Genomic DNA, 14,105 nt, shown 5'->3' on the forward strand with positions numbered 1-14,105 from the left:
ATGCGGCCACCAATGGCTCACCTTACTGGACTTCAATCGACAGAGCCTCGTGAAGATTGACCGTATGGTTCTTAATCCGGCGCAAAGCGATAGCCATATCACTGAATATAAGCGCCGACAGGGCGCTGCAGGAGCCGGACTTCATCCGCACGAGGTGCGAATCACGAATTGTGTCGGCCAAATCATTGAGTCGGCGGGCTTCCTTCAACACTTCGCTGGTGCTGACTTTATCCTCGCCATTAAGACTCTTTCCTGCCAGGGTGAAAAAGGCTAAAACCTCGGTGTGGAAACCCTCCAAATCCTTCCAGGCGCCTTCGCTAAAATTAAGTTCATTCTTTTCGAGCCGCTTCAAATAGTTGCTGACCGAGAAGGCATAGTCCGTAATGGTTTCAAGCTCGTCGGCGGCACGAATATAGGCATACGCACGATCCGCTTGCTCCTGGCTGGCCTTGCCGGCTTGCATCAGGGAGGCGGTGAAAGTGGTGATTTCCTTCTGCATGATATCAGCTTCTTCTTCGATCGCTTTTATCTTCTGGCTGAAACGATCCCGCCCCTTAAGGTCAGGCTGCAGCAGGCTGCCGACATGTTGTAAAGCCTGGAGGACGTCCCCTACCATCCGTTTGAGCTCCTCGTGGACCATCGAAACGCCCATAGCCACTGGCATACTGCCAGGTGGTCCGAAATATTTGAATGGACCTTTTCCTGCCTTTCCGGTCTCCGGTATGACTTTGACAACCACTTTTTCTAAATACTGGATGAAAGGCAACATGATCAGGGTCGCCGCAACATTGAAAAGGGAGTGGCCGAAAGCAATATGGGCAGCGATGTAGGGTCGGCTCCCTTCACTGTTGACGTAATTGGCAACACCGGGGACCATGGCCTCCACCAGGCTAATAAAGGGGGAAAAGAGCGAAATAATGATTAGCACTCCCAGGACGTTGAACATGCTATGGGCCATGGCGGTGCGCCGAGCAGTGCAGGTGCTGCCGAGGGCGGCCAGCTGGGCAGTGATAGTCGTGCCGATATTCTCCCCAAGGACCAGGGCAATGGCGGTCTGCATCGGTATGGCCCCCGTCGAGGCGAGGGCTATGGTGATGCCGAGCATCGCCGAACTGCTCTGGATGACCATGGTCATCAGGCAGCCGATGGCAACGCAGCCGAGAAGGCTCGGCAGCGACTGGGCATCGAGGATGAGCATCAGGTTCCTGAACCCCTCGGCACTCCGCAATGGCTTGAACGCCCCGCTCATGATTTCCAGGCCGAAAAAGATCATACCCAGGGCGACCAGAACCTTGGCGACTCCCGAAATACGCTCATTTTTCGCAAAGAGCATTGGAAAGATACCGAGACCGACCAACAACAGGCCGTACTTGCCTATTTTGACCGCAAGGATCCAGCCGGTAATGGTGGTGCCGATGTTGGCGCCTAAAATGACTCCAATCGCCTGACTTAACTGCATCAGGCCGGCGTTAGCCAGACCGACGACCATGACCGTGGTGATGGACGAGGATTGGACGAAGGCGGTGACGCTGAGACCGACCAACACAGCCAAAAAACGGTTGGTGGTGACGGAAGAGATCGCCTTGCGGATAAGCCCCCCCGAAAGCATCTGCAGGCTTTCCGACAGGAATTTCATGCCGAGGATGAAAATTCCAAGCCCGCCCAGGACGGTGTAGGCCATTTTAAAAGGTTCTATCATTTTCTGGATCCCGTAAGTAGGGGTTAACGGAAGCGCACATTCTCAACGAAATTTCAACCCGATAGTTTTACGATTGACGCGACTTTTGTGCAAGCCTTTTTGAATGATTTTGTCAAGAATTCAATCGATAGGAGTGCCGGAAAAATTGGCGGGCCTTTTTTCTTCCGCAGGGATGCCGGCAGCCACAATTACTAACTAGCTTCCATCCGGAAACGGGTCTTTTCCCCAATCTCCGCGTCAATCTGCAGGTTTGCGTATCTGGCGTAGACAGCTACACCTCCGTACAAACGATCGATTTTCTTGCCCCTGGAGAAAACTGCTCGGCTCCCTTATGAAAACGACGCGGTGCCATCCGAAGTTTCCGGATGGGCACTATCGATTTAAGACAATGAGCTAGACGACATGTAATCGATTGTGGGCAGGTGTTACGAATTAATGTCTGCCCAGCAAAAAAGTCTTCAATAATATTGAAATTGAACTTGGCCTGGAACAAGGTAAGATTTATTAAGAAACTGGTGTTTTTTATTCAATCAATGCTTTGAGGGATAGCCTCTCACCGCATGGTTGACTATAAAAATACAGGTGGGCGTAGTTTTGTATTGACGGCAAGTAAAAGAACCTCAATTCGCTGTTTTTCGGCAATCAATCAGCAACCTCCTCTAGCTGGTGATTTATGCTTTTAATAAAAAGAATCGTGCTGGACGTACTAAAACCTCACCATCCTAACAGCATAGACTTTACTTTATCTATTGCCGAAAAATCGCCAGGTTCCCGTGTCGAATTGACCGTTACCGAAGTCGATGAAAAAACGGAAACTGTTGTCATAGTTATCGTAGGAGAAAACTTGCACTACGATACGATCGCTGATGCAGTTTCGAGCATGGGCGGGTCAATACACAGCATCGACAAGGTAGAGGTAGAAAATGAGCCTGATTAGGCGGAACACGTCGTTAGTTAGAGGTCTGTTTGAACAGCTAAAATTGTTGCTGAAGATTACTCGTTCGCAAAGAATCGTACGACGGTACTTTATTGTTAATGGTTTTGACGGTGCACTTACGATGCTTGGCATAATCACGGGTTTTTATGTCAGTGACCAAACGAACTTTCCAATTATCATTAACGCATGTTTCGGGGCTGCCATTGCTCTCGGAATGAGTGGCCTGACCAGTGCCTACATTAGTGAAACCGCAGAACAAAAAAAGGAACTTCATGATCTTGAGCAGGCAATGCTTAAGGACTTGGACAACTCCACTTACGGACAAGCTGCGCGCCTGCTCCCTTTTGTGATTGCAATAGTCAATGGCATTTCACCTCTGCTTATTTCATTGATCATTATTTCGCCAATATGGGTGGCGACTTTTCCTTTAGGATTGCCACTTGACGCATTGGAACTCGCCTTAATGCTGGCGCTATGCCTATTATTCCTGCTGGGCGTCTTTTTGGGGCGGATTAGCGGCACGTTTTGGTTGTGGTCCGGGGCACGAACACTTATTATTGCCGCTGCTACGTCGGCCCTCATTTTTCTTTTAGCCGCCTCCTGATCAAGACTGCGTGGCCGCAAAAGGCAAGTTTATCAGCCATAAGGGAAAAAGCTTGGGAGCTAGTTTCAGGCAAGAACGGAGGAGGGGATGGTTGTTATGTAAACAGAGAGGTTGATTGGGGCAAGAAGAAACACTGAAACAGCACTGACTTCCATTCTCAGTTCTTCCACTCCCTGCGGCGTGCCTCATCTTGTGCGTTTTCAATCTCAGACAGCAGGTCGAGGTAGGCCTGATACCGACCTTCCGCCAAAGCCCCCTTTTCCACCAGAGCGGTCACGGCACAGCCGGGCTCTGCCCGGTGCCGGCAATCGCGGAAACGACAGCGGACCATCATGGCCTGCTCAAAACCGGGGAAGTGAACAATTAATTCGTCAACAACTATATCGACCAGGCCGAAGTCTCGAAACCCGGGTGTATCGATCAGTTCGCCGCCACCGGCAAGGGAATGCAGCGTTGCCACGGTAGTCGTATGACGGCCAACGCCGCGGGCTTCGCACAATTCACCGACAGCCAGGCCCAAGTCGGGGCAAAGGGCGTTAAGCAGTGAGCTTTTGCCGACACCGGTGGTCCCGACGAAGGCTCCTCGATGGCCTTCGGCCATAAACTGGCGCAACAGGTCGAGCCCCACTCCCGCCTTGGCGCTAAGGCTAAACACCGGCAACGACGCACCATAGAGCGCCCGCAGCTCCGCGGTCAATTCAGCGGCACCGTCCAGGTCCTCTTTGTTAACAATAATAAAGGGTTGGAGCCCAGCCGCACGGGCCGCCACAATCGCCCGATCGACAAAACCGGATGGAGGCAAGGGCCGCGGAGCGACCACCACACCGAGGACATCGAGGTTGGCGCCGACCAGATGCACCGCACCGCGCCCGTCGCGACGGCGCAGTTCCGTATTACGGGGCCGCCGTTCCAGTACTTCGCCGCGAACCAGTACCGAATCCCCTACCACATGACCGGAGCTGCGCTTAACCCGCACTTGGTGTCGCTCACCGTCATCAAAAAGGACCTCTACGGCTACCCCGAGATGGGCGACAATCACCCCTTGGCGGCCTGGCGTTTCTGCCGCTCGGGGTGATTTGCTGCGACCGGTATTCTTTTTTGGTTTGCGGCTCAAAAGAATTCCACCTCAACGCTTTTTCTTCTGTTCCAACTTAGCCTTGAGCATATCACCGAGCGTGCCCATGGAACCGCTTCCGGTCGGTGCGTCCTCGTAAGAACTTCGGCTGGGTTCAGCTTCAACCTCCGCGGTCTCCTGACCCTCTCCAGCTACCGGAACCAGAGAGATACGGCGCTGATCGGGGTCGATTTTTTCGATGGTCACCGTCAGCTTTTGTCCGGCCTTGACGGCTTCCTGAGCATGTTTTAAGCGCCGCCCGCCGCCAAGCCGGGAGATATGCAGAAGGCCGTCGATACCGTCCTCCAGGGTGACAAAAGCGCCGAACTGGGCCACTCGCGCCACGGTGCCGGGGTAGCTGGCTCCCTCGACATAAATGGAACCGACCTTGGACCATGGATCGGCCAGGGTATCGCGCAATGAAAAGGAGAAACGATTGGCCTCCCAATCGATCTTCTTGACTGCCACTTCCAGTTCTTGATCGACCTGCAACACTTGGCTGATATCTTCGATGCGACCGTAACCAACCTCGGAGATAGGCAGCAGGCCTTCGATGCCGCCGATATCGATAAAGGCACCGAAGTCACGCAGAGAGGTTACGACTCCCTTGACCACCATACCTTCTTTCAGGGTTTCCTTGAGAGCCTCCCGTTGCTGCGCCCGTTCCTCTTCAAGAAGCGCCCGATGAGAAACCACTACGTTGCGCCCCTGTTCACCAAACTTTATAACTCTGAAGGGCCGACTGGTATCGATGACTTCTTCAGGCATCTCCTGGCGACGCAGACCGAGTTGTGAAAAGGGGCAAAAGGCCCTCACTCCACCGGCCAGCTTGACCTCGTAACCACCCTTGGTTTCCTTTTCGATACGTCCATCCACAGGAATACCGCTGCGCCAGGCCTCTTCGATCTGGGCCGCTCCGGCAACACCGGAAGCAAGACGGGTGGTGAAACGCCACTCACCGCCAGCACGGGAAACAAAGTATGCATTGAGCTTGTCACCGACCGCGACCGTCAGGTTGCCTTCTTCGTCCTGAACTTCGTTGCGATCAAGAATTCCCTCGCCCTTTTGACCTACATCCAGGAAAACGCACTGTTTGCCGATTTGCAGTACCGTCGATGCAACCTGCTGCCCGGGCTTCAGCTCAACGGCGCCGATCAAACTTTCTTCCAAAAGGTCGGCAAAGCTTTCCTCACCGTCTTGCTCTTCGTTGATCCCTTCAGGATCAAGCTTGTTGTCTTCCATGTCAGCCTCTTTAAGTGGGTTTATGAGTCACCAATGGATTTTATAGCCTATTCAACTGATACGAGCAAGCAACTAAGAGTCAACAACGGAAGCATTGACAATTTCAACCTTTTTTCAGCCAGGATCTTATTCCGCTAAATATGTTATTCTGAGAAAACTATTATGGGGATATCTAAAAAAAAGAGAATCGAAGGAACCGGCCCGTGAAAAAAATCATATTGTGTATTGCCCTGCTGGCCCTCATTCAAAACTGGGGGCGCATCAGCAGCTTATTTGAATCGGCGCCGGTCGTCCCGGCCAGCTCCGGCGCAACGATCATTATGTACAGCACTGACTGGTGCGGCTACTGTAAACAGGCCCGCGCCCTGTTTGATTCCGCTGACGCAGCCTATCGCGAATATGATATTGAAAAGTCTGCTGAAGGGCTTGAACAATACCAGATGCTGGGTGGTCGTGGAGTACCGCTTATTGTCATTAACGGAAAGCTCTTACGAGGCTTCAATAAACGGCAAATCTTACGGGAACTGTCCATCGAATAACTAGAATGCCATACCATGAGCATCACAAGGAGGTACCATGATTCAGGTTGTCGAAGAACCGATTCATCCAGGTGTTATTTACGACCTGCTCTCCAAGGATAGAGCGGGCTCGGTGTTGCTGCACTACGCGGTGGTCAAGGAAACCCCACACAATCAGGCTGCGACCACCGGTGTCAAATACCAGCGAAAGGGTGACATGGAAGAGGAAATGCAAGCCATTGCCGAGCATCTGCAGGACAAGTGGGAATTGGACGATGTGCTGCTGATTCGCCGGCTGGGCTGCCTGAAGGCCGGAGAAATCATCTCTTTGATTGCGGCCTCATCTCCCAACAGCGCCGATGTCTTTGCCGCCTGTCAGCACGGCATCAGTCATCTGAAAAAGATGAAGACTTTTTGCAAGGTTGAAATCGGAGCCTCCTAGTCCTTCTTCTCTGCAAGACACAAAGCGACCCAGGCACTTGTCTTAAGCCTTAATTTTAACCTTGACGTTATTGTTCGTATCTCGGCTCTGGCGAATCAATTCGTCATTGGCAACGGTTAGGGACGACTTGGATATTCTGTCGTAAAGAACCACGTTGACCGTTGCAGCCAGATTCAGGCATCCGATGGTTGGCACATAGACAACGGCATCGGCCTTGTCTATAACCTGCTGGCTGATGGTGCCGTCTTCCGGCCCGAAAATATAGAATGCCTGGTCCGGATGCTGGTACTCAGGCAAGGGGACAGCTCCCTCAACCAGTTCAACACAGATGATCTTTGACTCCTTGGGGACCCCTTCCAACAGACAGCATACACCCGTTAGGGGAATCTTCTTGCTGACGTCCTTCGTGTCGGTGTTAAACCGCGCTGCCCGAACATAACGTTCACCGGTATAAAATACTGCGTCTGCCTGAAAACAGCCCGCCGCACGCATGACGGCACCAACATTGGATGGGCTCTTGGGATCACTTAGGCCAATAGTTATTTTTGATTCGTTCATCTGTCTGTTCCCATCGGAAATGCCCCTCCGAATAATTAGGGCTTAAGGAAAAGGCCTGATCTTTCGATCAGGCCTTTTGTTTGTGTGATGCCTGGAGCCAAAACGTGAGGCACATTACCCGCATCTAAACCCTGGGTTGTTCCCCCGTCATTCAACTATAGGGAATGCCCGTTGTAAAATGCCTCGCCGGCCTGCGCATGCAGCTCAAAAGCCATACCGGTCAACTCTCGGCGCACCAACCGCTCAGTGGTTTCATCGGTCGCCTCAAAAGGCGGCAGCATTGCTTCCCCCCGGGGCTTGGCCAGGCCGAAAATCAATAAGGTACCATCGGGAGCGCTGCGCACCTGGAATTCCCGAATTTCAGCAGGATCGATCCGGAGATGGGTTTCTTCCAAGACCTCGCGGGCGCCAGCCTCCTGCCAAGTCTCACCTAGGTCGACAAAGCCACCGGGAAAAGCCCACTTACCCCGGCCCGGCTCGATGCCGCGACGAATTTGCAACAGGCCATCATCCACCGGCACCAGCATAACCACCACCGGCAGCGGGTTGACGAAACTCATGCGTCCGCAGTTACCGCAGGTGCGAGGCCAGGGCTGATCGACGGCAAAGGGATGACCGCAGTGGGAACAGTGCGAATTTTTGGTCACGGACAGACTCCTTTCGCTACGCAATGCATGGATCGACTTGACAAGTGCCTGGATTGCGAAAATTATCCCCTACCCGCCCCATACGATCTTTGACCGTAGTCAAAAACCGGCCTGACTCCAGCCGCCAGCGGCCCGCAAACACTTAAATTTCTGCCTTGGCAAAACTCAACAGATGGCTAAGCCAAAAATTCGACCTGCAAGGCGTAGCAGTTTTCAGGGGTAAAGGCATACATCGCGTATGTCGAAGTCCTGAAAAACTGCTGCAACGCAGCAGGGCGGACTTTTTGCGACGCCATCAAAAGCTATTGATCTGGCGGATAAAGGCCTTGAGCAGTCCGTAGCTACGGCGATTGAACTCAAAGGTCAAGCGGGGCAGGGGCAGCAGGTCGGGCTGGTCCTTTTCCTGGGGCAACGGTCCGGAAATCTGCAATCGGCTGCCCGGTTCCTTGATTTCAGGAAACTCGCTTTCCAGAATGGCCAACTGCTCATCGTTCAGCTCTTTATTCAGGCGAATCACCAGGGTATTACCGACAAATCGCATGGAGTGATAGACGCGGTAAAATTCGTCAATAATCTGCACAGCCTCGGAAGCACTGCGGGTTATCGAAAAGAGGCTGAAATCCTCGCCGGAGATGAGCCCTCGCTTGAGCAGCGGATCCTTGATAAACTCCAGCCACTTCTCCCAGTAACCACCGTTTTCATCATCAATAAGAACCAGGGGAATAGGCGGGTTCTTACCGGTTTGTATCAGGGTCAGGGTTTCCATGGCCTCATCGAGAGTACCAAAACCTCCAGGAAACAGGGCCACGGCTTCCGCCTCTTTGAGGAAGGCAACCTTGCGATTGAAAAAGTATTTGTAGGTAATGACATTTTCACTGGCGGACATGACCGGATTGGTCTCCTGCTCAAAGGGCAGGCGAATATTGACCGCAAAAGAGTTCTCGGGACCGGCCCCTTCGTTGCCGGCCTGCATGATGCCGCCGCCACCGCCGGTGATCACCATGTAACCACTCTCAACGAGAAGGCGGCTGAACTCGACACACTTGCGGTAAATGGGTTCGTCTGGCTCGGTGCGAGCCGAACCGAAGATGGTAACTTTCTTGCGCATTCGGTGAGGACCGAAAACCTTGTTGGTGTAGCGCATTTCCTTCATGGTCGTGCGCATGAGCTTAAGGTCGGCCAGGTAGTCGGATTCGCGGCCTGCCTTAAGAGAACTAATAATCATTTCCCGGATCATCGCGGGGTGATGAACTTCGGTCTGCCGCATAAGGTCGTCAATCAAGTCATCAAGATGACCGTTTTTACGGTCAAAGTGGATATCCATAACATTTCCTTTTATCGGTCAAACCGAACAGCAGGAGGTTTTAGAAAGGAGCGACCGGCCAAACTCTCGCCTCGGATCAGCAACCCGCGCAAACTGGAACCGACATAGCGCTGATCGAAATTCAGATAACAGCGCCGCAGCTGGCCCTCAAGTTCATGGAAGGCATCATACCCCGCTTCCCCAAGGGGATCAAGAATGCCTTCACAGATAAAAGTAATGCAGTTGAAAGGCCTGCGAGATACTTCAAGTCGACAACCTGTTGGGCCGAGGAAGGGACAGGGAAGGGTAAAATCAGCGACGGGGGGCAATTCCTCGGCAGAGAGAAAGGCCAGGAGGTTAACCAGGCTAAAATGATTCTTGCCGCAATCGCAACAGGCACCGAGACAGCGGCGGCAGACGGCTGGGCCGTCGCCGCGGCGAAACAAATCGTCGAGTTGCTGCTGCAGGCTTGCAATGCGTGACAATTCCCTGTCGATCCAGCTCCGTTCCACAGCGGGAAGCTGCGCGTAATCGGTGCTCACCGAGTCCAGATAACTTTTCCAGCGCAGCTCGGTTCGGTTTACTGTCATAGGGCTCCTGGAAAAAGAAAACGGCAACGCAAAGCGTGCCGTTTTAAATAGAGTGGCCGGACAAGGACGTAAGCCGGGTTCTGTTCTTTAATGCAGTCACCTGCAAAAAAGCGATGATCATTCCTCTAGGACCGCCGTTGCCGACGGCCTCCAGCAGCCAACCCGGGAGTCTCGAACGGACCGCTCTCAAACACTCCTCTATTCGGCCTTGCTCCGGATGGGGTTTACCTAGCATCCGGCGTCACCGCCGGACCTGGTGAGCTCTTACCTCACCCTTTCACCCTTACCTCCCTGCACCGAAGTGCAAAAAGGCGGTCTTCTCTCTGTGGCACTATCCCTGGGGTCACCCCCGGTTCCCGTTAGGAACCATCCTGCCCTATGGAGCCCGGACTTTCCTCCCGCCCGTAATACGGACCGGCGATCATCTGTCCTTCTCCGACCACCTTATTTTGATGGAATCAAAACAAATCATGAGATGGCTAAGCCATCAGTCTTCCTTGACCACGTACAACAAGCGGCTGCAGTGAGGGCAAGTCTTGATTTCCTGAGCCAGAAACAGGCTGTTGAACAATTGGGGCGGCAAATGCATGTTGCAACCGAGGCAGGTTCCGTTTCGCGCCTCGACGACGGCAACCCCGGCACGCCGCTCCATGAGCAGCCGATAGCGTCTCTGCAGGTCTCTCGACAAGGGCTTGATCTGACTATCCCGCTCCTTAACAAGGCCTTGACGGGTCTGTTCAAAGGACTTAAGAGCCTCTTCGATCTCGCCGCAACGAACAGATATCTGCTCTTCCATTTCAGTCAAGCTCTGCTGCTTCTCCGTCGCCTCTTCGGTCAAGGCAGCGATTTCGGCATTTTTTGCCTCGATCTGATCGGAAAGATCCTTGTTGAGTTTTTTGGCCGTATCGACTTCCTTAAGTACCGCCAGATACTCCTTCTGGGTCTTGATCTCGGGCAGACGCCCTTCGGACTTCTCAATATTGGCCTGCTCCTGATCGAGGGCCAGGCGCAATTGACTACGCTGCTCCTCCAGTTCGGAAATAGACCCTTCAAGGCTAGCCACCATCTCCCGAATCCGAACGACTTCGGCGTCGATCCCTTCGCGCTCGGTTTCCAGCTTGCGCTGATCCTGGCCTATGGCGTTCAGCTTTTGATCAAGTCCTTGCAATTCCTTCAGAAGTATCATCTGGTCTTCCACTATATTGCCTCCCATCTTTCTCCTTACACGCCTTTCTCGGGGCCCAAATGCCCGAAAAAAAAGAGGAATCAGACCGTCTTAAACGGATCTTCCTCCCCTTTCATCTCTAAAAACTCTATATTCAAACTTCGCGCCGTCGCCGCTTGTGCCATAGCCGTGGCCAGGTGACCGGCCATCAGACGCTCGGTAGCAAAATGGCCAGCGTCGATGAGGGCTAACCCCAGGCTGGCAGCGGTGCGAGCTTCGTGGTATTTGACATCTCCCGTCACCAGCACATCGGCTCCCTGCCGGGCGGCCTCTTTCAACAAGGAAGCACCACTTCCGCCACAAACAGCGACCTTGCTCACCGAGTCCTGTTCATTGCCCACAATCCGTAGGGCTTCGACCTGTAGCGCCTCTTTGACTTTTTCGGCAAAGCTTGCGAGGGTTGTTGCCTGCGCCAAGCGACCAATCCGCCCCAGGCCGATTTCCTTACGGCGATTGGCCAGAGGGAACAGGTCGTAGGCAACTTCCTCATAAGGATGAGCGCGAACCATGCGATCGATCACCCGATTCAGTAATTCTTTCGGCACCACCGTCTCCAGACGCAACTCCCGAACGCTGCTGCGTTCTCCGACCCGGCCCATAAAGGGGGAACAGCCTTCGTGAGCACGGAAGGTACCGATACCTTCACCACGGAAAGAACAACAGTCGTAATTGCCGATGGCACCGGCTCCTGCCTTAAACAGAGCTCCGGAAACCTGGTCCTCATAACCGGCCGGGACATAAACAACCAGCTTAACCAGCTGATCATCGCCACCCAACAGAGGCTCGCACTCGTTCAGTTGAAGCGCAGCAGCCAACCAGTCGTTGAGGCCGTTTCTGGCGCGATCCAAATTAGTATGGGCAGCGACAATTGTTATTTTCTGCTGTACCGCAGCAAAGAGAATACGCCCGGCTTCGTCGCCGGGAGTCAGATTCTTCAAGGGTTTGAAAATAAGCGGGTGGTGACATAACAACGCTTCAGCGCCCTGTTCAACAGCTGCTTGCAGCGCTTGCTCGGTAGGATCTAAACAAACCAAAACTTTGCTGACTTGAGCTCGGGGATCGCCAACCTGGAGCCCCACATTGTCCCAGGCTTCAGCCAGGGTCGGGGGGTAAAGGGCATTGAGAAGCCCTATCAGATCGTGAATGCGAGCAATGCGTTGTTTCATACTTTAGAGGGGTGTTAAAAACGAAGAGTGCAACAGTCTTCGTTGCACTCTCGGAACTTCGTTTTTTTGTTTAAAGAATTCTGAGTTCTGGACTCATCGCTGTTCCAATTGGTGGGCCCACCAGGATTCGAACCTGGGACCGACCGGTTATGAGCCGGTGGCTCTGCCAACTGAGCTATAGGCCCGAAAATTAGTATTTCAGTTTAGGATGTTGCCTTATGCCTGTCAAGGATTTTTAGGTCGTCTCAACAAAGCTTTTCAGGCGCTTGGCCCGACTCGGGTGGCGCAGCTTACGCAGTGCCTTGGCTTCGATTTGGCGAATACGCTCACGGGTGACGGCAAAGTCCTGCCCTACCTCTTCCAAGGTGTGGTCCGACTTCTCGCCGATTCCGAAGCGCATGCGTAAAACCTTTTCTTCCCGGGGAGTCAGAGTCGACAAGACCCGAGAGGTCTGATCCGAAAGGTTGCCGGTGATAACAGCTTCCAGGGGAGAGACAACCCCCTTATCCTCGATAAAATCGCCGAGTGAAGAATCTTCTTCCTCGCCGATAGGTGTTTCCAGACTGATCGGTTCTTTGGCGATCTTAAGAACCCGTCGAACCTTTTCCAGCGGTAACTCCATGCGTTCGGCAATCTCTTCAGGCAACGGCTCGCGGCCGATCTCCTGCACCAGTTGTCGGCTGGTACGAATCAGCTTATTGATCGTTTCGATCATATGCACCGGAATGCGAATGGTGCGGGCCTGATCGGCAATAGCGCGGGTGATGGCCTGTCGGATCCACCAGGTAGCGTAGGTGGAAAACTTATATCCCCGCTGGTACTCGAACTTGTCGACGGCCTTCATCAAGCCGATGTTGCCTTCTTGAATCAGGTCGAGAAACTGCAAACCGCGATTGGTGTATTTTTTGGCAATAGATACCACCAGTCGCAGGTTGGCCTCCACCAGTTCGGACTTGGCCGCCTTGGCCCGCCACTCACCCTTCTGAACCTCCTTCAAAGAGGCCAGCAACTCTGCCGGGGCAAACCCCGACTCTTCTTCGACCCGCTTGAACTTGCGCTGGGCGCTTTTAAGACGTTTTTCCACCACCAACAGGGTGTCGATAGGGGCATTGAGTTCCTCGGAAACCTGAAGGGCATCGTCGTCGCTTTTGCGCATGCGACGCAACAGCCGCTTGATCTCACGATAGGGGCGGCTCAGCTCCCCTTCGCAGGCACTGACTTCGGCCTGGCCCTTTTTAACCTGCTTTGCCAGCTCCTTGAGGCGGTCGACGATTTTGTCGACCTGATAATCCTTCAGCCGGATTTCCCGCATCAACTCGCCGGTGGCAACTTTCAGCTCCTGTTCCTCGGCCAGCAGGGACTGCTTCTCCTCCTTGCTCGCCTCGAGCTGCTGATCGCGCAAAGCCATCAGTTTCTCGTTTTTTTCCCGAATCTGAGCCATCAGATTGAGGGTGCGCTGACGTTGCTTCTCTTCGACCTCGCTGCCCTCTTCTTCTTCAAACTCCTTGGTGATCTCGGCCACACCGATTTGATCTTTGGCCAGCTTGTCGCCAAGGATCAATACTTCCTTGAAAGCGATCGGGGTTTTCATGATAACCCGGGTCACCTGGGCTTCACCGTCTTCGATGCGCTTGGCGATCTCAACTTCGCCTTCACGGGTCAACAGCGAAACCTGGCCCATCTCCCGCAGATACATACGTACCGGATCGCTGGTCCGACCGAGCACACCGGCCTCGTATTCGGTTTCATCGTCGTCATCGTCATCGTCGGAACCAGCACTGCCAGTTTCTTTCTTTTCGCTGACAGAAACCTTGCTTTCCGAGTCGACCACCTCGATGTCCATCTCCCCGAACATACTCATCATATCGTCGAGTTGATCGGAAGAAACCATCCCTTCAGGCAGGATGTCGTTGACTTCATCGTAGGTCAGATAGCCTCTTTCCTTACCGAGGTCGATAAGTTGCTGAACCTCTTCCATGCCGGTTTTCTTGGACATGTGCGTTTTTTCTCCTCTCGATTTCCGCTGACCGGAAATAAGGTCGTTACATATCTGTACAAAA

At 53.3% G+C, this 14,105-nt stretch carries 14 protein-coding genes, 1 tRNA gene and 1 other RNA gene; 4 read left to right on the forward strand and 12 right to left on the reverse strand.

The annotated features are described in order from the left end of the window. Window positions 1-22: 22 nt before the first annotated feature. On the reverse strand, window positions 23-1,699 hold the full coding sequence (locus A7E78_RS08225) for a Na/Pi cotransporter family protein (RefSeq protein ID WP_072283771.1): 1,677 nt from the start codon (window positions 1,697-1,699) through the stop codon (window positions 23-25). Between the two features lie 673 nt (window positions 1,700-2,372). Between A7E78_RS08225 and A7E78_RS08230 the strand changes: the two genes are divergently transcribed. Both A7E78_RS08230 and A7E78_RS08235 read left to right on the forward strand, forming a co-directional pair. Next, window positions 2,373-2,636 (forward strand): DUF211 domain-containing protein, encoded by a 264-nt coding sequence (locus A7E78_RS08230; RefSeq protein ID WP_072283772.1) that lies wholly within the window; start codon window positions 2,373-2,375, stop codon window positions 2,634-2,636. Next, window positions 2,623-3,240 carry a VIT1/CCC1 transporter family protein gene (locus A7E78_RS08235; protein ID WP_072283773.1) on the forward strand — a complete coding sequence of 206 codons (618 nt, stop codon included), beginning with the start codon at window positions 2,623-2,625 and terminating at the stop codon, window positions 3,238-3,240. Before A7E78_RS08230 ends, A7E78_RS08235 begins: the two co-directional genes overlap by 14 nt. 157 nt (window positions 3,241-3,397) lie before the next feature. On the opposite strand, the gene rsgA is transcribed toward A7E78_RS08235, so the two are convergent. Both rsgA and rpsA read right to left on the reverse strand, forming a co-directional pair. After that, a complete protein-coding gene (rsgA, locus tag A7E78_RS08240) occupies window positions 3,398-4,354 on the reverse strand; it encodes a ribosome small subunit-dependent GTPase A (RefSeq protein ID WP_083552900.1) in 957 nt (318 codons plus the stop codon). Between the two features lie 12 nt (window positions 4,355-4,366). Next, window positions 4,367-5,596 (reverse strand): 30S ribosomal protein S1, encoded by a 1,230-nt coding sequence (gene rpsA / locus A7E78_RS08245; protein ID WP_072283774.1) that lies wholly within the window; start codon window positions 5,594-5,596, stop codon window positions 4,367-4,369. Between the two features lie 203 nt (window positions 5,597-5,799). On the opposite strand from rpsA, the gene A7E78_RS08250 reads away from it, so the two are divergent. After that, window positions 5,800-6,135 (forward strand): glutaredoxin family protein, encoded by a 336-nt coding sequence (locus A7E78_RS08250; protein WP_072283775.1) that lies wholly within the window; start codon window positions 5,800-5,802, stop codon window positions 6,133-6,135. A 37-nt stretch (window positions 6,136-6,172) separates the two neighbouring features. Then, window positions 6,173-6,556, forward strand: coding sequence for a molybdenum cofactor biosynthesis protein MoaE (locus A7E78_RS08255; RefSeq protein WP_072283776.1), 384 nt, complete (start codon window positions 6,173-6,175; stop codon window positions 6,554-6,556). A gap of 42 nt (window positions 6,557-6,598) precedes the next feature. On the opposite strand, the gene A7E78_RS08260 is transcribed toward A7E78_RS08255, so the two are convergent. The 9 genes from A7E78_RS08260 to rpoD form a co-directional block, all read right to left on the reverse strand. Then, window positions 6,599-7,114, reverse strand: a complete 516-nt coding sequence (locus tag A7E78_RS08260) for an RNA methyltransferase (RefSeq protein ID WP_072283777.1) — start codon at window positions 7,112-7,114, stop codon at window positions 6,599-6,601. A gap of 155 nt (window positions 7,115-7,269) precedes the next feature. Then, window positions 7,270-7,761 (reverse strand): NUDIX domain-containing protein, encoded by a 492-nt coding sequence (locus A7E78_RS08265; protein WP_072283778.1) that lies wholly within the window; start codon window positions 7,759-7,761, stop codon window positions 7,270-7,272. A gap of 295 nt (window positions 7,762-8,056) precedes the next feature. Continuing rightward, window positions 8,057-9,085 (reverse strand): LOG family protein, encoded by a 1,029-nt coding sequence (locus A7E78_RS08270; protein ID WP_072283779.1) that lies wholly within the window; start codon window positions 9,083-9,085, stop codon window positions 8,057-8,059. An 11-nt stretch (window positions 9,086-9,096) separates the two neighbouring features. After that, the gene (locus tag A7E78_RS08275) at window positions 9,097-9,654 is read right to left on the reverse strand and encodes a hypothetical protein (RefSeq protein ID WP_072283780.1); all 558 of its coding nucleotides are present in this window, start codon (window positions 9,652-9,654) and stop codon (window positions 9,097-9,099) included. A 54-nt stretch (window positions 9,655-9,708) separates the two neighbouring features. Then, window positions 9,709-10,091: RNase P RNA component class A (rnpB, locus tag A7E78_RS08280), an RNA gene on the reverse strand. 50 nt (window positions 10,092-10,141) lie between these two features. Then, the gene (locus A7E78_RS08285) at window positions 10,142-10,840 is read right to left on the reverse strand and encodes a zinc ribbon domain-containing protein (RefSeq protein ID WP_158516089.1); all 699 of its coding nucleotides are present in this window, start codon (window positions 10,838-10,840) and stop codon (window positions 10,142-10,144) included. Window positions 10,841-10,920: 80 nt separating this feature from the next. Beyond that, a complete protein-coding gene (locus tag A7E78_RS08290) occupies window positions 10,921-12,045 on the reverse strand; it encodes a Nif3-like dinuclear metal center hexameric protein (RefSeq protein ID WP_072283781.1) in 1,125 nt (374 codons plus the stop codon). Window positions 12,046-12,154: 109 nt separating this feature from the next. Next, a tRNA-Ile gene (locus tag A7E78_RS08295) sits at window positions 12,155-12,230 on the reverse strand. Between the two features lie 50 nt (window positions 12,231-12,280). Then, window positions 12,281-14,041, reverse strand: coding sequence for an RNA polymerase sigma factor RpoD (rpoD, locus tag A7E78_RS08300; protein ID WP_072283782.1), 1,761 nt, complete (start codon window positions 14,039-14,041; stop codon window positions 12,281-12,283). Between the last annotated feature and the right edge of the window lie 64 nt (window positions 14,042-14,105).

Source organism: Syntrophotalea acetylenivorans, from assembly GCF_001887775.1.
Taxonomy (GTDB): domain Bacteria; phylum Desulfobacterota; class Desulfuromonadia; order Desulfuromonadales; family Syntrophotaleaceae; genus Syntrophotalea_A; species Syntrophotalea_A acetylenivorans.

Bases quoted from the DNA above. Each gene is read 5' to 3' on its own strand.
- A7E78_RS08270 (WP_072283779.1), bottom strand. From the start codon at position 9,085: ATGGATATCCACTTTGACCGTAAAAACGGTCATCTTGATGACTTGATT.
- A7E78_RS08285 (WP_158516089.1), bottom strand. From the start codon at position 10,840: ATGATACTTCTGAAGGAATTGCAAGGACTTGATCAAAAGCTGAACGCC.
- A7E78_RS08290 (WP_072283781.1), bottom strand. From the start codon at position 12,045: ATGAAACAACGCATTGCTCGCATTCACGATCTGATAGGGCTTCTCAAT.
- A7E78_RS08255 (WP_072283776.1), top strand. From the start codon at position 6,173: ATGATTCAGGTTGTCGAAGAACCGATTCATCCAGGTGTTATTTACGAC.
- rpsA (WP_072283774.1), bottom strand. From the start codon at position 5,596: ATGGAAGACAACAAGCTTGATCCTGAAGGGATCAACGAAGAGCAAGAC.
- A7E78_RS08225 (WP_072283771.1), bottom strand. From the start codon at position 1,699: ATGATAGAACCTTTTAAAATGGCCTACACCGTCCTGGGCGGGCTTGGA.
- A7E78_RS08260 (WP_072283777.1), bottom strand. From the start codon at position 7,114: ATGAACGAATCAAAAATAACTATTGGCCTAAGTGATCCCAAGAGCCCA.
- A7E78_RS08275 (WP_072283780.1), bottom strand. From the start codon at position 9,654: ATGACAGTAAACCGAACCGAGCTGCGCTGGAAAAGTTATCTGGACTCG.
- rpoD (WP_072283782.1), bottom strand. From the start codon at position 14,041: ATGTCCAAGAAAACCGGCATGGAAGAGGTTCAGCAACTTATCGACCTC.
- A7E78_RS08235 (WP_072283773.1), top strand. From the start codon at position 2,623: ATGAGCCTGATTAGGCGGAACACGTCGTTAGTTAGAGGTCTGTTTGAA.
- A7E78_RS08230 (WP_072283772.1), top strand. From the start codon at position 2,373: ATGCTTTTAATAAAAAGAATCGTGCTGGACGTACTAAAACCTCACCAT.